This window comes from Ensifer sp. ENS11, assembly GCF_014851895.1.
Classification (GTDB): domain Bacteria; phylum Pseudomonadota; class Alphaproteobacteria; order Rhizobiales; family Rhizobiaceae; genus Ensifer; species Ensifer canadensis.
Map to the genome: position 1 here is coordinate 428991 of NZ_JACVAN010000003.1, position 19673 is coordinate 448663.

General features: G+C 62.2%; 13 protein-coding genes. All 13 read left to right on the plus strand.

The window, feature by feature from the left end; translation table 11 throughout:
* The first annotated feature begins 238 nt into the window (after window positions 1-238).
* The 13 genes from repA to IB264_RS09045 all read left to right on the plus strand — a co-directional run bounded on the left by repA (window position 239) and on the right by IB264_RS09045 (window position 19670).
* A complete protein-coding gene (gene repA / locus IB264_RS08985; RefSeq protein WP_025429208.1) occupies window positions 239-1498 on the plus strand; it encodes a plasmid partitioning protein RepA in 1260 nt (419 codons plus the stop codon).
* 5 nt (window positions 1499-1503) lie between these two features.
* The gene (gene repB, locus IB264_RS08990) at window positions 1504-2559 is read left to right on the plus strand and encodes a plasmid partitioning protein RepB (RefSeq protein WP_057222865.1); all 1056 of its coding nucleotides are present in this window, start codon (window positions 1504-1506) and stop codon (window positions 2557-2559) included.
* Between the two features lie 350 nt (window positions 2560-2909).
* Window positions 2910-5834, plus strand: a complete 2925-nt coding sequence (locus IB264_RS08995; protein WP_057222866.1) for a DNA translocase FtsK — start codon at window positions 2910-2912, stop codon at window positions 5832-5834.
* Between the two features lie 439 nt (window positions 5835-6273).
* Window positions 6274-7341, plus strand: a complete 1068-nt coding sequence (locus IB264_RS09000; RefSeq protein WP_038577936.1) for a LacI family transcriptional regulator — start codon at window positions 6274-6276, stop codon at window positions 7339-7341.
* A 26-nt stretch (window positions 7342-7367) separates the two neighbouring features.
* Window positions 7368-8114, plus strand: a complete 747-nt coding sequence (locus IB264_RS09005; RefSeq protein WP_025429204.1) for a transporter substrate-binding domain-containing protein — start codon at window positions 7368-7370, stop codon at window positions 8112-8114.
* 80 nt (window positions 8115-8194) lie between these two features.
* Window positions 8195-9850, plus strand: a complete 1656-nt coding sequence (locus IB264_RS09010) for an amino acid ABC transporter permease (RefSeq protein ID WP_057209765.1) — start codon at window positions 8195-8197, stop codon at window positions 9848-9850.
* A gap of 19 nt (window positions 9851-9869) precedes the next feature.
* The gene (locus IB264_RS09015; protein WP_192433314.1) at window positions 9870-10532 is read left to right on the plus strand and encodes an SDR family oxidoreductase; all 663 of its coding nucleotides are present in this window, start codon (window positions 9870-9872) and stop codon (window positions 10530-10532) included.
* A 17-nt stretch (window positions 10533-10549) separates the two neighbouring features.
* Window positions 10550-13579: an aminotransferase class III-fold pyridoxal phosphate-dependent enzyme gene (locus IB264_RS09020; protein ID WP_192433288.1), complete on the plus strand. Its 3030-nt coding sequence runs from the start codon at window positions 10550-10552 to the stop codon at window positions 13577-13579.
* 202 nt (window positions 13580-13781) lie between these two features.
* Complete coding sequence (locus tag IB264_RS09025; RefSeq protein ID WP_192433290.1) at window positions 13782-14930, plus strand: ABC transporter ATP-binding protein; 1149 nt, start codon at window positions 13782-13784, stop codon at window positions 14928-14930.
* A gap of 20 nt (window positions 14931-14950) precedes the next feature.
* Complete coding sequence (locus IB264_RS09030) at window positions 14951-16183, plus strand: sugar ABC transporter substrate-binding protein (RefSeq protein WP_192433291.1); 1233 nt, start codon at window positions 14951-14953, stop codon at window positions 16181-16183.
* A gap of 18 nt (window positions 16184-16201) precedes the next feature.
* On the plus strand, window positions 16202-17158 hold the full coding sequence (locus tag IB264_RS09035) for a carbohydrate ABC transporter permease (protein ID WP_113568437.1): 957 nt from the start codon (window positions 16202-16204) through the stop codon (window positions 17156-17158).
* Window positions 17151-17963: a carbohydrate ABC transporter permease gene (locus IB264_RS09040; RefSeq protein WP_025429197.1), complete on the plus strand. Its 813-nt coding sequence runs from the start codon at window positions 17151-17153 to the stop codon at window positions 17961-17963. Before IB264_RS09035 ends, IB264_RS09040 begins: the two co-directional genes overlap by 8 nt.
* A gap of 3 nt (window positions 17964-17966) precedes the next feature.
* A complete protein-coding gene (locus IB264_RS09045; protein ID WP_113568433.1) occupies window positions 17967-19670 on the plus strand; it encodes an amylo-alpha-1,6-glucosidase in 1704 nt (567 codons plus the stop codon).
* Window positions 19671-19673 lie beyond the last annotated feature (3 nt).

Here is a 19673-nt window from a genome sequence, read left to right on the forward strand (position 1 = left end):
CGACGAGCCGCCGCCCTTGGGCCGGCGGCCTTTTTGTCTCTTCCGTCTCGCAAGCGTGCAGGATCTTGCCGGCCGGGATGTTCGAATTCGGCTCGATGCCTTGACGCGAATCATTGTCTGCGGCATCTCTGTTACGGAATTTTGTGAATATGTGCCGTTTAGGCGTATCTGAATTAAATCTCTGTTAGTGCATCCCGGTGTCAATGGTGCGGGAAAGCGCGCAAGGAGCATGGCGGGAATGGACATGACGGTAACACAGACGCGATCCGGGACGGACCCTTCCCACGCCCGCCAGCCAGCCGACGAAGCGATCGCGGCCGATGCGCGCGCCCTTTCCGAACAGCTGAAGGCGATGCGCGAGCGGCTGTTTCCGCCAACGGCGATGAAGACGCTTCGCAGCTTCACCTCAGGCGAGGCGGCCAAGCTGATCGGCGTTTCCGACGGTTACCTGCGCCAGCTGTCGCTTGCGGGCGAGGGGCCTCAACCCGATACCGGCACCGGCGGTCGCCGCTCCTATTCGCTGTCCGACATCAACGCGCTTCGCCGCCACCTTGCCGAGCAGGCACTTGCCAAGGGCAATGCCGCCAAGGCGCGCAGCTACCTGAAGTGGCGCGACCGCGAGCGCGGCGAGCACCTGCAGGTCATTTCCGTCACCAACTTCAAGGGCGGTTCCGGCAAGACCACATCGTCGGTCCATATCGCGCAATATCTCGCCATGACCGGCCACCGGGTTCTCGCCGTCGACCTTGACCCGCAGGCGTCGCTTTCGGCGCTCTTCGGCTACCAGCCAGAGCTGGACCTCACCGGCAACGACACGCTCTACGGCGCCATCCGCTACGACGCCGAAGCGCGGCCGCTGAAAGACATCATCCGTCCGACATATTTTGACGGGCTCGACCTGGTGCCCGGCAATCTGGAACTGCAGGAATTCGAGCATACGACGCCGCAGGCACTCAGCGCCCGCCATAGCGGCTCCGATGCCGGCCCGCTGTTCTTCGCGCGGGTGCAGTCGGCACTGGCAAGCGTTGCCGACGATTACGATGTCGTCGTCATCGACTGCCCGCCGCAGCTCGGTTATCTCACGCTGTCGGCGCTTTGCGCCTCGACGTCGGTTCTCGTCACCGTGCATCCGCAGATGCTCGACGTCGCGTCGATGAACCAGTTTCTCTACATGACCTCGGACCTCCTGAGCGTCGTGCGCGAGGCGGGCGGCGAACTCAACTTCGACTTCCTGCGCTATCTCGTCACCCGCTTCGAGCCGAACGACGGGCCGCAGGCGCAGATCGTCGGTTTCATGCGCTCGCTGTTCGGAGACCGTGTCCTGACCTCTGCGATGGTCAAGTCGACCGCCGTTTCCGATGCCGGTCTGACGAAGCAGACGCTCTACGAAGTGGGTCGCGAGAATTTCACCCGCGCGACCTACGACCGCGCGATCGAATCCTTGAATTCCGTCAACGGCGAGATCGAAGCTCTCATTCATGCGGCCTGGGGGCGCTAAAATACATGGCTGGCAACCGCAAGAACGAACTGCGCGCACTCTTTTCCGGAAACGTAGCGCCTGCGCCTGGCGCCGAACCCAATGCGACGAGCTCCGCTGAGATAACGACGCTGACGCCTGCCGCACCTGCTGCCGATACGCCGCGTGCGGCCTCGGGCGCCATCAAGGCCATGGGCCTTTCGCTTGGCAGCATCACCCGCGAGGCAGAAGAGGCGCGATCGCTGCGCGAGGCGCTGCATCAGGGCGAGCGCGTTGTCGAACTTGATCCGGATCTGGTCGACGCCTCGTTCGTCGGCGACCGCCTGACCGATGGTGAGCTCGACGATCCGGACTTCCTGGCGCTTGGCGACAGCATCCGCGAAAACGGCCAGCAGTCGCCGATCCTCGTGCGCCCGCACCCGGAAAAGCAGGGCCGCTATCAAACTGCCTATGGCCACCGCCGGCTGAACGCCGTCCGCAGCCTCGGCATCAAGGTCAAGGCCATCGTCCGGTCCCTGACCGACGACGAACTTGTACTGGCGCAGGGCAAGGAAAACGCCGAACGCCGCAACCTGTCTTTTATCGAGCGGGCGCTGTTTGCCTCGGCCCTGGCCGAGCGCGGCTTTGATCGAAAGGTGATCGGCGATGCGCTCGCCGTCCAGAAGAGCGAGTTGTCGCGGCTGATCCAGGTCGCCGAAAGCGTTCCAATGGCAATCGCACGGGCAATCGGTCCGGCGCCCAAGGTCGGTCGCGAGCGCTGGATGGCGATCGGCGGCCTGCTTGAGGGCGAGCAGGCGCTGCGGAAGGCGCAGGAAGAGATTGGTCTGAGGCGTTTCCTCGAGGCTGACAGCGACCAGCGCTTCCAGTTCGTCTTTGCGCGTCTGTCGCGTACCGAAAGGCAGGATCCGGCCAAACCCGAGGTTCTCACCGACGAGAACGGCCAGGCCTTTGCCAAGCTGAGACGAGACGGAAAGAGTGCACGGATCGAGTTTTCGGCCAATGTCAGCCCGGCGTTTGTCGATGAAGCGATCGAGCTTCTGGCCAGGCATCACGCGGCTTTCGTCGCTGCGCGCCGGAGCTGATCGCTCGGGAATTTGCCGAGCCTATGGCGGTCATTCTCGGGCCGGCGTGACAAGGTCACGGCGGCCCGATTCGTTATGGTCCGTATCTCCGACCGAAGCGGTTGCCCCTGCTGCGCCGCGACGTGCCAAAATGACAATCCGGAAGAAATATTTTCGGCCAGGTTCTGCCAGCGACAGAATGGCGCGATGCCCTTGAGCGGGATGGGGATTGCGGCCGTTTCATCGGTCGTTTTGCCGGGTTGAACGGCGCGCCTGATGTCTTTCAAGCGGCCTTTGGAAGGGACTTGTTAACCTTCATTTTCTATCGCTTAGCAGGCCCCTCGGCGATGTCTCTAGCTCTTCCAGGACCCATGCGTATTCCCAGGACAAACTTCTCTCAGGCAGCTTTGCATGATGCAAACCAGGCGGATTACTATGACGATCCGCAGGACGGTGCGTTGAGCGATATGCCCACCCATGACGTGGATCCAGTCGATCCCTACCAGTTGTACGAGGCGCCTGCCGCGCCTCGCAAACCAGCCAACCAGCAATCGGACGCGACGGCGCATGTCGGCCGCGCTGCCCGGCTCTATGGCCAGGGCACGGCCTATGCGCCGGCCCAGGTGACGACGTCGACCGACGAGCCGCTGCCGACCCTGTCGGAGATCGCTGGCCACTACGGCGATTCAACGTGGGAGAGCCACTTCTTCCTGGCGCCGAACGTGCGGTTCACCCGCACGCCGGAACGGGAGTTTACCAAGCGCCGCGCGCCTTCGGACAGCGACAGCGATGTCGCATCTGAGGAACAGATTGCCTCAAGCGAAAATGTCGTCGCCGCGGCAGAGCCCGTGGAAGCAGCGTCTGCGGCCATCGAAGCCGTCGCCCCCGTCGAATCGCCGGACATGGTCGATGTCGTTCCCGTGCGTATGCCCGCACCCGTGCCTGAGCAGGCCCTGCCTTCCTACAGCCCCTCCGAGCTGCTGCGCGTTCTCACGAGCCAGCTGCCGCATTGGTCGTCGGCGCCAAAGGCAGGCGCGGCCAACCTGGCGCCCAACGCTACCGTTGCTGGCTCTGCAATCGGCCCGAGCCTGCCGGCCCAGTCCGCGAACGAGGCGCCTGTGGCGATCGCAATGCTGGCTGCACCCGTTGAACCGACGCAGATAGTCGAGCCAGCGGCGGCAGTAGAAGCCCCGGCCGACACGCGTCTGTCGTTTCTGTCGGACTTCGCCTTCTTCGAGTTTGGCCCCTCCACCCTGGATGACGGCCCGGCAGAGGCAGCCATTGTGCAGCCGAAGCCATTCGTCGACACAGCGGTGCCCGCTTCCTTCACGCCCGCCGCTGTCGTGTCGATGCCGGCACCGGCCCCGGCCCCAATTCCCGTCAAGGCAGTCGAAATCAAGCGCATGCCGCCGACGGCGATCACGTCGCTGTTCCGCGTTGTCGAATGCCGCCCGGCAGCTGAGGTGCCATCGGTGCCTGCCGCCGTTGTGCCCGCACTGGCAGAACCCGTATCGATCGACCCCGCGCGCGATGCGCCGGAGCCGATGATCGTGCCGTCGGAAATCGCATCCGTTCCACCTGTTGCGGTCGAACCGGCCGAGATCACATCACTTATGGCCGAGGAAGAGCCTGTTCGCACCGTTGCGACAGTCTCAAAGGCGGCTATCACCATGCCCGCCCAGGTCTCGCGCGCACCTTCGCTTCTGCCGCCGATCGGCGCGACCGAGCGTTTCGCGCACGCCGACGGCTATGAATTTCCGGCCGAAGACCTGTTGCAGGAACCGCCGGAAGGCCGCGGCTTCTTCATGTCGCAGGAGCAGCTCGAACAGAATGCCGGGCTGCTCGAAAGCGTGCTCGAAGATTTCGGCGTGCGTGGCGAGATCATCCATGTCCGGCCAGGGCCGGTTGTCACGCTTTACGAATTTGAACCGGCGCCCGGCGTCAAATCCTCGCGGGTGATCAACCTGGCCGACGACATCGCCCGCTCGATGTCGGCACTATCAGCCCGTGTCGCTGTTGTGCCCGGCCGCAACGTCATCGGCATCGAACTGCCGAATGCGACGCGCGAGACGGTCTATTTCCGCGAGCTGATCGAATCCGTCGATTTCCGCAAGACGAACTGCAAGCTGGCGCTTTGCCTCGGCAAGACGATCGGTGGCGAGCCCGTCATCGCCGAACTGGCCAAGATGCCGCATCTGCTCGTTGCCGGCACCACCGGTTCGGGCAAGTCGGTGGCGATCAATACCATGATCCTGTCGCTGCTCTATCGGTTGAAGCCGGAAGAGTGCCGCCTGATCATGGTCGATCCGAAGATGCTCGAACTCTCCGTCTATGACGGCATCCCGCATCTGCTGACCCCCGTCGTCACCGATCCGAAGAAGGCCGTCATGGCGCTGAAATGGGCGGTGCGCGAGATGGAGGACCGCTATCGCAAGATGTCGCGCCTCGGCGTTCGCAATATCGACGGCTATAACCAGCGTGCTGCCGCTGCCCGCGAAAAGGGCGAGCCGGTGATGTGCACGGTCCAGGCCGGCTTCGAGAAGGGCACCGGCGAGGCGCTGTTCGAGCAGCAGGAAATGGATCTGGCGCCGATGCCCTATATCGTCGTCATCGTCGACGAGATGGCCGACCTGATGATGGTCGCCGGCAAGGAGATCGAAGGTGCTATCCAGCGGCTTGCGCAGATGGCGCGTGCTGCCGGTATCCACCTGATCATGGCGACGCAGCGCCCCTCGGTCGACGTCATCACCGGCACGATCAAGGCCAACTTCCCGACCCGTATCTCCTTCCAGGTGACGTCGAAGATCGACAGCCGCACCATCCTTGGCGAACAGGGGGCCGAACAGCTGCTCGGCCAGGGCGACATGCTGCACATGCAGGGCGGCGGGCGGATCGCCCGTGTCCACGGACCGTTCGTTTCGGACCAGGAAGTGGAGCACGTCGTCGCCCACCTGAAGACGCAAGGCAGGCCCGAATACCTCGAGACCGTTACCGCGGACGAAGAGGAAGAGGAGCCCGCGGAAGAGCAGGGCGCTGTCTTCGACAAGACGGCGATGGCCTCGGAGGACGGCAACGAACTCTACGACCAGGCCGTCAAGGTGGTGCTGCGCGACAAGAAGTGCTCGACCTCCTACATCCAGCGCCGGCTGGGTATCGGCTATAATCGTGCGGCTTCGCTCGTCGAGCGCATGGAGAAGGAGGGCCTTGTCGGCGCTGCCAACCATGTCGGCAAGCGTGAGATCATCCATGGCAATCGTGACCATGCGATTGCGCCTGATAACGACGACATGGATTGAGAAGGCGCCCGCACGGCGCAGTGTGATGTGCCGTGCGTCTCTACTCTGAATATCGATGAAGAAGGCCGCGAAGGGAATGCTTCGCGGCCATTTTTCATTCGTGGGATTTTACCTGGCTGCAAAGGTCTACTGCCGGTTCCCTTAAATCCTATTCGATTTAAGGACAAAACATGCAGCCATTCAAAGTGCTACAGCGACCTTTGCGCGTCCAATGAGACGCGCGGCGCTGTAGTCTTCGGCAGGTGTTGATCCGCAAGTCCTTTGGGTTCCGCTCCGGCGCAAAGCACACCTTCCTGGCCCATTAGGCAGTCTTGGTAGTAATTTCTTTGACGTCGAACTTCTCCCCATATGATAATAAAAACGTTTTTATTTTTCTTGAAAACGTTTTTATTGACTGTTACGCATATGTTCAGAGTGAGCCAACGGCCTGGGAGGGTGCATGGCGGCGCATATGCACAGAACCCGGCGTACACCGGTGCCGACGATCAAGACACTGGCCGAGATCACCGGCTATTCCATCGCGACGATCTCGAAAGCGCTCAGGGATTCGCCCGTCGTTGCGCCTGTTACCCGCGATCTCATCTTCAAGGCGGCGCGCGAAGTCGGCTATCAGGCCAATGCGCGCGGCATGGCGCTTCGCACCGGAAAGAGCTTTCAGGCGGCAGTGCTGATGCCGGTTACCGCGGCACGCGATTACGAGTGGGACGGCGTCGAATATACCCAGATTTTGAGCGGCGTCAGCCAGGCGCTGGATGGTACGGACTACCGCATGTCCGTGCATGTCATCCGCGATGCTGCCGACGGCGCGGAAACGGCGCGCCGCATCGTCGATCAGGGTCTGGCCGACGGCTTGATCTTTTCCGGCATTCTTGCCGACGACCCGCGCATCGATCTGCTGGTCGACCACCATTTCCCATTTGTCTCGATGGGGCGTTGCCGCAAGGATCTGGATTACGCCCATGTCGATATCGACAACGAGTGGGCAGCCCACGCTGCCACCGCCCGCTTGCTTGCCGGCGGCCATCGCCGCATCGCGCTCGTCAACCCGGAGCGGCGGCTCTCCTATGCGTTGGACAGGCTGGACGGGTTTGCCCGCGCCTTCCGCGAAGCCGGTGTTACCGCCTCTGCCGATCTCGTTGTCGAAGGCGATCTTTCGACCCATTTTGGCCGGCAGAGCGTGATCGACCTTTTGCAGGTGGCGGAGCCGCCGACTGCCTTCGTCTGCATCAACGAATCGACGACGCTCGGCGTCCTTTCCGGTCTCGGCAGTCTCGGGCGGCAGGTTGGCGTCGATGTCGACGTGATCGCCTATGACGACATCAACGTCAGCGCCTATTTCACGCCGCCGATCACCACCTTCTATCAACCGATCGAGGTCCTCGGACGGACGCTCGGGCAGTTCCTGCTGAAGCGCATGGAGGGTGAGGACCCGAAGGCGCTCCGGCAGGTCTTCAGGCCAACCCTGATCGAAAGGCAGCCGGACAATCTCGGCGGCAGGCTGGCATGAACATTCATCATCCAAGGAGGAGAATCATGAAAAAACTGATTATTGCCCTGACATTTGCGGCTCTTTCCGCAAGTGTGTCCCACGCTGCCGATCTCGGCGGAAAATTGCTCAAGGTTGGATCCGACACCACCTCGCCGCCGATGGAAAGCGTCGATCCGGCCAGCGGCCAGATCGTTGGCTTCGACGTCGATGTGGTCAATGCGGTCTGTGCCAAGATCAACTGCCAGGCCGAGTTCATCACCACCGGTTGGGACGGCATCTTTGCCGCACTCGATCAGGGCAATTTCGATCTCGTCGCCTCCGGCGTCTCGATCACCGATGAACGCAAGAAGGCGATGGACTTCTCCGACCCCTATATCGTCAACAGCCAGGCGGTGCTGATGCGCGTTGAAGACCAGGACATCACGCTCGATCGCTTCAAGGAGGCCGGCAGAAAGCTCTCCGCCCAGGCCAATACCACCGACGCTCAGGTTGCCGAAGGTGTGGTCGGTAAGGAGAACGTTGCCGCCTATGACACCTTCAGCGCCGCCATCATCGCGCTCAAGAACAAGGACGTCGACGGCGTCGTCATCAATGGCGCGAATGCGGCGGCTTACGAGCGCGAATTTGCCGGCGAACTGGTGGTGGCGATCAAGGATCTGGAATCCGATCCGCTCGGCCTCGTCTTCCGCAAGGGCGACGAGAATGTCGCGGCCTTCAACGAGGGCCTGAAGATGATCAAGGACGATGGCACGCTCGACCAGCTGGTCAACAAATACTGGGGCCTGAAATAAGCCTTCCGCAATTTCCCCGGAGCGCCGAGGCGGCCGCTCCGGGGGCTAGCCTTTTCAACAGCAATACCCCGGAGGAATGAATGTCGTTCCTGAGAAGCGTGCGTCCGAGCAATCTCATCATCCTGACCGCGCTGCCCTTCATCATCTATCTTTTCGTATCCTCCGGAGACTACCAGCGGTCGCTTCGCGCCATTCTCGGCGTCGAGAACGGCTCGTCTGCCTTCGTGCCCGGCTTTCTCGCGCTGGCGATCGCTTTTTCGGCGGGCCTTTGCGTGCTCCTGTTCTCGCGGGCCAAGGCGAGCCGTCCGAAGTGGGCGGTGGCCGCGGCCGTACTGAACCTCGGCGCCGCCGTCGTCCTGCTGCTCGGGCATAACATTCACCCCTTCATCGCCTCGGTCGTGGCAAACGGCGTCGATGCGTTCAAATCGGACCTGATCGTCAAGGGCGTGACGCCGCGCCAATTGACTGAGGCCGCCGATCTCTGGCTTCGTGGTGTCGAGTCCTGGCTGTTCCCGGGATATCTGGTGTCGAGCACCCTCGGTCTCGGGCTGTTTTTTGCAGGCGCACGTGGCGGCGAGCCTCTGGACAGTCCGTTCAGACGTGTCGGGCGCTGGATCCTCGGCGTCGTCAACGGCGCCGGGCTGGTTTTCGTTCTCTTCTTCGCGCACATCGCCTTTGCGGCGGGGGTGGCGACCACCATTCGCGCCGCGATTGCCGCCTACATCCTGGCGGCAGTGCTTGGTCTCGTCTGGGTCGGCCTCCTGCAATTGCGCTCGACGGTGCGCACCAGCCTCTATTTTGCGGTCGCGACCCTGGTTCTGGCGCTCGTCGCCGCCTGGTTCCTGCTGCAGCCGCGTGACACCTACGTGCTTGCCGGTTCGCTCGAGGGCAAGGTCGGCATCGTCACCAACACGCCGGCGGGTCTGATCGGTGCGGTGCGGTTCGGCCAGTATGACGGCGCGCCGCAGACGGAAACGCCGGTTCGCACCTTTGTCGGCCCGACCGAAGCACTCGCTTCCATGGCCAAGAACGAAGGGGTCAGCGCCGCCCTGCTGCCGGCCGCCTCGGCGCCTGCCGATCTGCCGGTGCTCTGGAAGACCGAAGCGCTCAACGACCGCGATCGCGCAACCGGCATTACGGTTGCGGTGCTGGCGATTATCCTCGGGCTTCTGACCTTCGGCGGCTACCTGCACCAGCGCCACCCGCTGGCGGTCGGCTCCGAATTCATCGTCGATACCATTCGCGGCATTCCGATGCTGGTCATCGTGCTCTATGTCGGGTTGCCGCTCAGCGGCGCGTTGAAGGACGCGACGCAAGGCGTGCTCGACCCACCCAATCTGGTGCGCGGCATCGTCGCCATGGCGCTTGCCTATTCGGCCTACCTCGCGGAAATCTTCCGTTCCGGCATCAACGCCATACCGGTCGGCCAGGTCGAGGCGGCGCGCAGCATCGGCCTCAATCGCTGGCAGACAGCGCGCCTCGTCATCCTGCCGCAGGCCTTCAGGATCATCATTCCGCCGCTCGGCAACGAACTGATCGCGATCCTCAAAGACACCTCGCTGCTGTCGATCCTGTCGATCCGCGACATCACCCAGCGCATGCGCGAGTTCCAGTCGGCAAGCTTCCTGCCTTTCGCGCCCTATAACTCCGCCGCGATCTTCTACATCTTCCTGACGCTTGCTGCAGCCAGCCTCGTGAACATGGTCGAGAGAAAATATGACATCAAGCATCGATAAAACGGAGGTACGACGCACCGTGCTGATCACCGGTGCCTCGCGAGGTCTCGGGCGCGAGCTCGCGGCACTCTATGCGGCCGACGGCTGGCGGGTCATTGCCTGCGTCCGAGGGGAAGCGTCTTTCGAAGGTGCCATTGAAGCGCAATCGCTTGATGTCTCCGACCCCGCTTCGATCATGGCCCTTGGCAGAGCGCTCGAAGGTGTGGCCATCGACGTTCTGATCAACAATGCCGGCATCCGCGGCGACACGGGTGGGCTTGCGACGCTGGACAGCGATGATTTCCTCGAGGTGATGCGCGTCAACGCGCTCGCACCTTTGCTCCTGGCACGTGCGCTGCATGCGAACCTTCTGGCCGGTGAACGCTGTGTTATCGCCAACATCAGCAGTCGTGCCGGCTCGCTTGCCGAAGGCACGCTGGACGATGATGACGGCGACTATGCCTATCGCTGCTCGAAGGCGGCGTTGAACATGGCGACGGTGAAGCTGGCACAGGATTTTCGCAAGGACGGCATCACCGTCCTGTCGCTGCATCCCGGCTGGGTCAGGACCGACATGGGTGGCGGCGAGGCAAATGTTCCGGTGGCAACAAGTGCCGCTGGGCTGAAAGCGATTATCGACGAAGCGGACATGGCCGACAGCGGCGGCTTCTGCAGCTACGACGGACGACGGATTTCATGGTGACGGGACAAGCAGCAGGCATGGCACAGGAAGACTTGAAGGCTGAGCAGGAACTGGCGGCAATCCGGGCGCTGCTCATCGAGACCTATGGCATTGAAGGGGATATCTCGCCGCTGCCGGGCGAGCACGACCTCAACTATCGCGTTCGCGCGCAGGACGGCGAGCAATATCTCCTGAAGCTGCACGCGCCAGGCGATGCCGATGACCTCGACATGCAAGTCGCGGTGCTCGACCACCTCGCGAAAACGGCAGTCGATCTGCCGGTCTCGCGGCCAGTGCCCGGTCGCGCCGGCGCGTCAACCGTGAAAGCGATGGTGCGCGGCGAGCGCACCGCGCGGCTCCTGACCTGGCTACCCGGCGATATCTGGGCGAAATCCGCGTCCCGCGGTCTGACGAGCGCGGAAACGCTCGGGCACCTGCTCGGCCAGCTCGACCAAAGCCTCAAGGGCTTTGCCCATGCCGGCACGAAACGCGTCTATGCCTGGGATATCGGCCGTGCCGATATGCATCTGAACCACGTGATTCTGATCGACGGCGACGACAAGCGGGAAGCGGTTCGCGCCATCCTCGAACGGTTCGCGTCGTCCGTCCGGCCAAGCCTCGAAAGCTGCCTGCGACAGGTCATCCATAACGACGCCAACGACTACAATGTGCTTTTGGACCACGAGGGACGCGTCAGCGGATTGCTGGATTTCGGCGATATGGTCGAAACGTGGCGCGTCGTCGAGATCGCTGTCGCTGCCGCCTATGCGCTGATCGGCACGGCGGATGCGGTCGGCACCATCGCAGCGCTCGCGGGCGCCTATCACCGAGCGAACCCGATCAGCGAGGCCGAGACGGCTTTGATCTTCGATCTCGTTCGCACCCGCTATGCCGTCAGCATGTGCATGGCGGCCAAGCAGATCCGCGACAACCCTGAAAACACCTACCTGCTTGTCAGCCAGGAAGACGTCTGGCGTGAGCTTCAACGGCTCGAACGCGAGAACCGCGCGATTGCGATCGCCCGCATCCGCGACGCCTGCGGCTTTGCGCCGATCGCGCATGCGGCGTCCGTCGTGCGCTGGCTGGAGCAGAACGCCCATGACTTTTCCGCCATCGTCAAGCCGTCCGTCGCCAAGCCCAAGGTCGCCGTCTTCGATTTCTCCGCCTCCAGTCCCGAAGCGGCACAGTGGGCGGCACTGGATGCCACGGCGGCAGAGGCGCTGATCGCCGCGCGTATTCGCGAGCAGAATGCCGACTATGGCATCGGCCTTTACGGCGAGGATCGCGCGATCTATCAGGGCGACGCCTACGAAACGGCAACCGCCGGTGAGCGCCGTTCAGTCCATCTTGGCGTCGATATCTTCGCGCCGGCATTGGAACCGGTGCATGCACCGTTCGCTGGCAAGGTCGCTTTCCTTCATGACGATGCCGTCGCCTTCGGCTTCGGCCCGACCGTCCTGCTGGAACATGTCACCGATGCCGGGGTCTTCTGGACGCTTTACGGCCATCTGTCGCGCGAGACGATGGCGAAGTTGACGGTCGGCCAACCGATCGTCACGGGCGAAAGCTTTGCGAGCCTTGGTGCCACCCAAGAAAACGGCAACTGGGCGCCGCATCTGCATTTCCAGCTGGTGACCGACCATCTGGGGCTGGAGGGCCGCATGTTCGGCGTCGGCGTGCGTGATCAATGGCAGGTCTGGCGCGAGGTCAGCCCCGATCCGAGCGTTGTGCTTGGGCTGCCTGTGCCGGCTTCGGTGATCGTCGCCCGCGACAAGGATTTTCTGGTGCGTGAACGTCACCGGCGCATCGGGCGTTCGCTCAGTATCGCCTATAGCATAGCGCCGCTGAAGATCGTCGGCGGCGAGGGCGCTCATCTGATCGACGAGGACGGCACGCGCTGGCTCGATATGGTAAACAATGTCTGCCACGTCGGCCATTGCCATCCGCGCGTCGTCAAGGCGGCGCAGATGCAGATGGAGAAGCTCAACACCAATTCGCGCTATCTGCACGATTCGCTGGTCGAATATTCGCGGCGGCTGGCCGCGCAGTTCCCCGACCCACTCAACGTCTGCTTCTTCGTCAATTCCGGCAGCGAGGCCAACGACCTGGCGCTCAGGCTGGCGCGTGCCTACACCGGAAACCGCGACGTCATCACCGTCGATCATGCCTATCACGGCCATCTGTCGAGCATGATCGACGTCAGCCCCTACAAGTTTGCCGGCAAGGGCGGAGAGGGCCGCCCCGCCCATGTCCAGGTCGCGGAAATGCCCGATCTCTATCGCGGCCGCTATCGCTATGGCGACGTCGATGCAGGCCGCAAATATGCCGAGGATGTGCGCAACCAGGTGCTGGCGCTTGCCGCAAACGGCCGCCGCCCGGCGCTGTTCTTCAGCGAGGGTATTCTCGGAACGGGCGGGCAGCTGACATTGCCGGAAGGCTATCTGCATGAGGCCTATGCCCATGTGCGTGCCGCCGGCGGCCTGTGCCTGGCCGACGAAGTGCAGGTCGGCTTCGGCCGCGTTGGCAGCCATATGTGGGCGCACCAGACGCAAGGTGTGATCCCGGATATCGCCACGATGGGCAAGCCGATCGGCAACGGACACCCGATGGCCGCCGTCGTCACCACCGAGGCGATCGCCGCCTCCTTTGCCAACGGCATGGAGTACTTCAACACCTTCGGCGGCAATCCGGTTTCGGCCGAGATCGGCCTTGCGGTGCTGGACGTCATTCGCGACGAACGGTTGATGCACCACTGCCGTGTTGTCGGCGACCGGTTGATGGACGGCGCCCGTGCGCTGGCCAAGCGCCATGCCATCATCGGTGACGTGCGCGGCTACGGTCTCTTCAACGGCATCGAATTGGTGCGCAGCCGCGAGACCCAGGAACCGGCCGCAAGCGAGCTCGACTTCGTCATCGCTGAAATGAAACGCAAGCATCGGATATTGCTCAGCAGCGAGGGGCCGCACCACAACGTGCTGAAGGTGAAGCCGCCGGCGCCGTTCAGCGCCGAGGATTGCGACCATTTCCTCAATGCGCTCGACGAGACGCTCGGACGCCTAAACCATTGATCAAGAAACGATACGGCCGGTCATGAACCGGCCGTATCGGTTTTGTGCCCTTTATCGCCCACAGCAATTTCTCAAGCACCGATTTTTTCGCTTTACAACAAAGTTAAACGTTTTTATCGTGCATATAAACGTTTAACACGAACATGTGGTAAGGTAAGCGTTAAGCCGGCTGCCACAATGTTCGCCATCAGGGGAGGGCCCGTTGGCAGCTATCCGTATTGAAAATCTGCGCAAAGGCTTTGGTTCGCTCGAAGTCTTGAAGGGCATCAATCTCGATATCGCCGATGGCGAGTTCGTGTGCTTTCTCGGGCCGTCCGGTTGCGGTAAGAGCACGCTCCTGCGTTCGATCGCCGGTCTTGAGGAGCTCGATTCCGGTTCGATCCGCCTCGGCGATCGCGATATCACCGATCTGCGCTCGGCCAAGCGCGATATCGCCATGGTCTTCCAGAATTACGCGCTCTATCCACACATGAACGTGCGCAAGAACCTGTCCTTCGGCCTGGCGCTGAACGGCATGAAGCGCGACGAGATCGATCGCCGCGTCAACGACGCTGCCGACATCCTGCGCATCTCCGAACTGTTGCACCGCAAGCCCCGCCAACTCTCCGGCGGCCAGCGCCAGCGTGTTGCCATCGGCCGCGCGATTGTTCGCGAGCCGAAGCTGTTCCTGCTCGATGAGCCGCTGTCGAACCTTGATGCCGGCCTGCGTGTGACCATGCGCGTCGAGCTTGCAGCACTCCACGAGCGCCTTGGCGTCACGATGATCTATGTCACCCATGATCAGGTCGAGGCGATGACGCTTTCCGATCGCGTCGTCGTGCTCGACAAAGGCAAGGTCAGCCAGTTCGGCACGCCACTCGAACTCTTCTATCAGCCGGCGAACCTCTTCGTTGCCGGCTTTATCGGCTCGCCGCGGATGAATTTCGTCACCGCGAACCTGGTCCGTCAGGACCGTTCCGAATTGACGCTTTCCGGCGGTGGTCTGGTTCGGGACCTGACGCTCGGAACGCTGTCGTCCACCGTCGTCGCCAAGGACAAGCCGGTGACGATCGGCATCCGCCCGGACAAGCTTGAGCTGGTTTCGCCTGAGGAAGCGCACCTGATCGGCGACGTCCGCCTGGTCGAGCGGCTCGGCACCGAAAGCCATGTTCACATCGGCCTTGAGAATGGCTCCGACATGACCGCCGTCGTGCGCGGCACGCATCCGGTTGCCAACCGCGAGCGCATCCATCTGCGCATCCCCGCTGAGCATTGCCATCTGTTCGATGCCGACGGCAAGGCGATCGCGCGGGCGCTCGATCCCGAGACGCAGATGCTGATCAATCAGGAAAAAAGCAAAAGGGTCGCGTGACCCGAATGAGGAGGAGAAGCATGCAGAACAGGACGAAATCGCTCATCGGCTCGCTCATGGTATTGGCGATGGCCGGAGCCGCCACGGCCCGCGCGGAAGAGACCTTGCGCTTTGCCACCTGGGACACGGATGAGAGCCTGGCGATCCAGCAGGCAATTGCCAAGAAGTTCGAGGAAAAGCACCCGGGCGTGAAGGTGCAAGTCGAGCCCTATGCCGATGGTTACGACCAGAAGCTGATCGCCGCCTTCGGCGCCGGCAGCCCACCCGACGTCATGTATATGTGGAATTTCCCGCAGTACTACACCTCGCTGATGCCGCTCGACGATCTGATCGCGCGCGACGCAGCCGAAGTGAAGCCGGACGATTTCCCTAAGGGCCTGATGAACACCACGCGCGTCGAAGGCAAGACCTACGGCATGCCGTCGGGCTTCACGACCCAGGTCGTCTTCTACAACAAGGACATGTTCGCCAAGGCCGGCGTCGAAGAGCCGAAGGATGGCTGGACCTGGGACGATCTGCGCGCCAAGGCCGCCAAGTTCCGTGACGAGAAGAACAAGGTCTACGGCTTTGCCGTCGACGCCAAGCCCGACCCTTACGACTTCGAGCAGTTCCTCTGGTCGAACGGCACCAAGTACATCTCCGACGATGGCAAGCAGATCGACGGCTACATGAACAGCGATGCGGCGGCCCAAGTGCTCGACATGTTCGGCGATATGGCCAAGACGCAGGAAGCGATCACGCTCAACCTCGGCGACGACACCTCGGGCAGCACGCTGTTCAAGGGCGGCAAGATCGCCATGTTCCAGAGCGCAATGTGGTCGAAGGCAGGCATCGACGCCTCGGGCATCAAGTATGGCGTGGCGCCGTTGCCGAAGTTCGGCGACAAGACCGCCCATTCGGCGCTCGGCGTCTCGGCGATCTCGATCGCCAAGGACGCAGCACACGCTGACCTCGCCTGGGAGTTCGTCAAGTTCTTCTCCTCGCCGGAAGCCGTTGCCATGCGGATCAACGACCTGCCGGTCCGCACCAGCGTTGCCGAAGAAAAGGGCATGACCACCGATCCGATCTACAAGCCGTTCTTCGACATTCTCGCGACCTCGAACACCGAAACCCACGCGTTCCTGAAGAACGCCAACTGGGGCAAGGTGCAGGACAATCTCGCGCGCGCCATCGAAGCAACCATGATCGACCAGGGCAACGCCAAGCAGCATCTGGACGATGCCGTCAGCCGTTCCAAGCGGTTGATCAAGTAAGCAAAGGGAGTACGGTGGATGGATATGACCTATACCGGGGCAGAGCCCAAGGTGGCAAGGCGCAAGCGCTCAGCCATCGCGCGCTACGCAGCGCCCTATCTGTTCATCTCCCCGTGGATCCTCGGGTTCCTGTTCTTCACGCTCGGGCCGCTCGTCTTCTCCCTGACGATGAGCTTCTATGACTGGCCGGTGGTCGGTGAGCGGGCCTTTGTCGGTCTCGACAACTATAAATCGATGCTGTTCGACGATCCGCAGTTCTGGGAGAGCCTCTGGATCACGGTGAAGTTCGCGGCGATCTACGTGCCGTTCAACATCGTCATGTCGTTCCTCTTGGCGATGATGCTGCACAACATCACCTTTGCCAGCGGCTTCTTCCGCACCGCCTTCTATCTGCCGAGCGTCATTTCCGGCGTCGCGCTGGTGACGATCTGGAGCTGGATCTACAGCAAGGAATACGGCCTTTTGAACTTCATGCTGTCGCTCGTCGGCATCCACGGGCCGAACTGGCTCGGCGATCCGAATCTCGCGATCGTCGCGATTATCATCGCCAGCCTCTGGGGTCTCGGCGGCACCATGCTGATCCTTCTGACCGGCCTCAAAGCCATTCCGAAGGAGCTTTACGAGGCGGCCACCGTCTCGGGCGTTCCCGGCTGGGCACAGATGCTGTTCATCACCCTGCCGATGCTCGGCCCGATGCTGCTTTTTACCTTCATCACCTCGATCATCTCGGCCTTCCAGCAGTTGACCATCGCGCTCCTCCTGACCAAGGGCGGCCCGCTCGGCTCCACCTATTTCTTTGCCATGTATATCTACGACAACGCCTTCAAATATTTCGACATGGGTTATGCCGCCGCCGGCTCCTGGGTGATGTTCATCATCGTTCTGGCGCTCAGCCTCGGCGTGATGCGCTGGTCGGCCGCCTGGGTCTACTACGAAGGCGAAGTCCGCCAGAACGATGGAGAAGGCCATGCGTAAGACGCTGCTCTATTCCGCGCTGATCCTGCTCTCGGCCCTGTTTATCGCGCCGTTCTACTGGACCTTCATGACGGCGATCAAAAGCACCGCCGATCTCTACCAGTTCCCGCCGGTCTTCTGGCCGTCGGAATGGCACTGGGAGAATTTTGCCGCCGCCTGGAACAAGCAGCCCTTCGGCACCTACCTGACCAACTCGGTCATCGTCGTCGTGTTTTCGACCATCGGGCAGCTGATCTCGAGCTCGCTGGTTGCCTATGGCTTTGCCCGCTTCCGCTTCCCTGGCCGCGACCCGCTGTTCATCGTGCTGCTCGCCACCATGATGATCCCGTGGGACGTGAAGATGATTCCGCTCTACATGGAATTCAACATGCTGGGCTGGATCAACACGCTGAAGCCGCTGATCGTGCCGGCCTATTTCGCCGACGCCTTCTTCGTCTTCCTGCTTCGCCAGTACATCATGACCGTGCCTATGGAGATCGACGAAGCGGCGCGCATGGATGGTGCGAATGCCTTCGACATCTATTGGCGCATCCATTTGCCACTGATGATGCCGGCCCTGGTGCTGGTCGGTACCTTCCACTTCATGAACGCGTGGAACGACTATCTCGGCCCGCTGATTTTCTTGAACGACCAGTCGAAATACACGCTGACGCTCGGGCTCTCGATGTTCAAGGGCCTGCATGAAGTCGACGTCACCTCGATTGCCGCGATCACGGTGATCCTCTGCCTGCCGCCGCTGGCACTGTTCTTCGTCGCCCAGCGCTACATCATGGATGGTGCGGTCGGCTCGTCGGTGAAGGGGTAAACGATGCTGTTCGATATCGATCATATCCCCTTCAGCCGAAAAGGACGGTTTCTGACGCTGTCGATGATGAAGGTGCCGGGTGGCGACGGCGCGCGTGCTCTCTATCTGCGCTTTGTTGCCGGCGGTGACGAACGGCCCTCGCTCGGTCGCCTTTGCCGCGTCGAGTTCCTCGATGCAATGGGCAAGCCGGCGCAGGCGACCTTTGAGTTGACGCCGGAGCGGCTGGTTGCCCGCATCAATGCCGGATCGCTGACTTTTGTTATCGGCGAGGGCGAGCGGCTACATGTCCGCGGCGAGAATGCCGGCGTGCGCTTTCACCTGGAAGGATCGCGCTACGATTACGTCTATCGCACGCCCACCGGCGTCGATTGCCTCGTGGCAGCCGTCGAGAACGTGAAATTCATCCCGCGGGCTGTGTCTGGCACCCTTGACGTGTCGGGCGCCTGGCAGCGCGACCACTCGGCCGACGTTTCCTTCGCATTCACGGGCACCGGCATTTTCGAGGGCAATGTCGACTTCTTCCGCACCGTGCCGCCGACAGCGCCGCTTGAGAGCTTCGCGGACGCCCTTTCCGACGTCACTGTCGAGTTCGAAAAGTGGTACGGCAAGGTGCCGAGGGGCGCGCACGGTCAGGACGCGGCGCATCGGCTGGCAAGCTATCTGCTGTGGGCAAACGGCGTGCCGGTTGGCGGGCAGCTGACACGGCCGGCGATCTACATGTCCAAGAACCACATGATCAACATCTGGAGTTGGGACAACGCCTTTTCGGCACTGGGTGTGGCGGCCGTCGATGCGGACCTCGCCTTTGACCAGCTCGCAGCGATCTTCGACCATCAGGACGGCTCCGGTCTCCTGCCCGATTACATCAATGATCGTGACGTGCTCTTCGCCTTCACCAAGCCGCCGGTCCATGGCTGGGCGGTGTCGCTTATCGCGGCTAGGCACCCGGATTTCCTGACGGCGGAGCGCAAGAGCTATCTGCGCGACGCAATCGGCCGGCAGGTCGACTACTGGCTGACCTATGCGCGCACGGACGCAACGTCGCTGCCGAGCTATTTCCATGGCAACGATAGTGGCTGGGACAATGCGACCTTCTTTGCCGAAGGTGGCCCGGTCATCTCGCCTGATCTGCCGGTATTCCTCATTCTCGCTTGCGAGACGCTTGCGACTTTGCTCGAGAGCGATCCTGCGCGTGCTGCGGAATGGAACGCCAAGGCGGATGCCTTGCAGGCGTTGCTGTTCGTGCGCCTCTGGACCGGCGCAACGTTTGGCGCCCGGCTTGCGGGCGCACCGGACCGCATCTTGCCGGGCGAAAACCTGATCCAGTTCATGCCGCTGTTGCTCGGCACGCGTCTGCCCGCGGAAATGCGCGAAAAGCTTGTTGCCCGTCTCGTCGCTGGCGGCTTCATCACCGCCTGGGGGCCGGCAACCGAAAGCCCCAAAAGTTCGTTCTATGAGGATGACGGCTACTGGCGCGGCCCGATCTGGGCACCGACGACGTTGCTCCTTTGGGATGGCCTGCGTCGGCAAGGGGAGATTGAACTGGCGCGCGAAATCGCGGAAAAGTTCTGTTCACTTGCCAGCAAAAGCGGTATGGCCGAAAACTTCGATGCGCGGTCGGGGAGGGGACTTCGCGATCGCGCATTCGCCTGGACATCCGCAGTCTATCTCCTGCTGGCGGCATCGCTCAGCGACGACAATCCATGACGA

What these genes read in the sequence shown, in the direction of transcription:
- repA (WP_025429208.1), top strand. Translation starts at nt 239, where the DNA reads ATGGACATGACGGTAACACAGACGCGATCCGGGACGGACCCTTCCCAC.
- repB (WP_057222865.1), top strand. Translation starts at nt 1,504, where the DNA reads ATGGCTGGCAACCGCAAGAACGAACTGCGCGCACTCTTTTCCGGAAAC.
- IB264_RS08995 (WP_057222866.1), top strand. Translation starts at nt 2,910, where the DNA reads ATGCGTATTCCCAGGACAAACTTCTCTCAGGCAGCTTTGCATGATGCA.
- IB264_RS09010 (WP_057209765.1), top strand. Translation starts at nt 8,195, where the DNA reads ATGTCGTTCCTGAGAAGCGTGCGTCCGAGCAATCTCATCATCCTGACC.
- IB264_RS09040 (WP_025429197.1), top strand. Translation starts at nt 17,151, where the DNA reads ATGCGTAAGACGCTGCTCTATTCCGCGCTGATCCTGCTCTCGGCCCTG.
- IB264_RS09035 (WP_113568437.1), top strand. Translation starts at nt 16,202, where the DNA reads ATGGATATGACCTATACCGGGGCAGAGCCCAAGGTGGCAAGGCGCAAG.
- IB264_RS09030 (WP_192433291.1), top strand. Translation starts at nt 14,951, where the DNA reads ATGCAGAACAGGACGAAATCGCTCATCGGCTCGCTCATGGTATTGGCG.
- IB264_RS09020 (WP_192433288.1), top strand. Translation starts at nt 10,550, where the DNA reads ATGGCACAGGAAGACTTGAAGGCTGAGCAGGAACTGGCGGCAATCCGG.
- IB264_RS09000 (WP_038577936.1), top strand. Translation starts at nt 6,274, where the DNA reads ATGGCGGCGCATATGCACAGAACCCGGCGTACACCGGTGCCGACGATC.
- IB264_RS09005 (WP_025429204.1), top strand. Translation starts at nt 7,368, where the DNA reads ATGAAAAAACTGATTATTGCCCTGACATTTGCGGCTCTTTCCGCAAGT.
- IB264_RS09045 (WP_113568433.1), top strand. Translation starts at nt 17,967, where the DNA reads ATGCTGTTCGATATCGATCATATCCCCTTCAGCCGAAAAGGACGGTTT.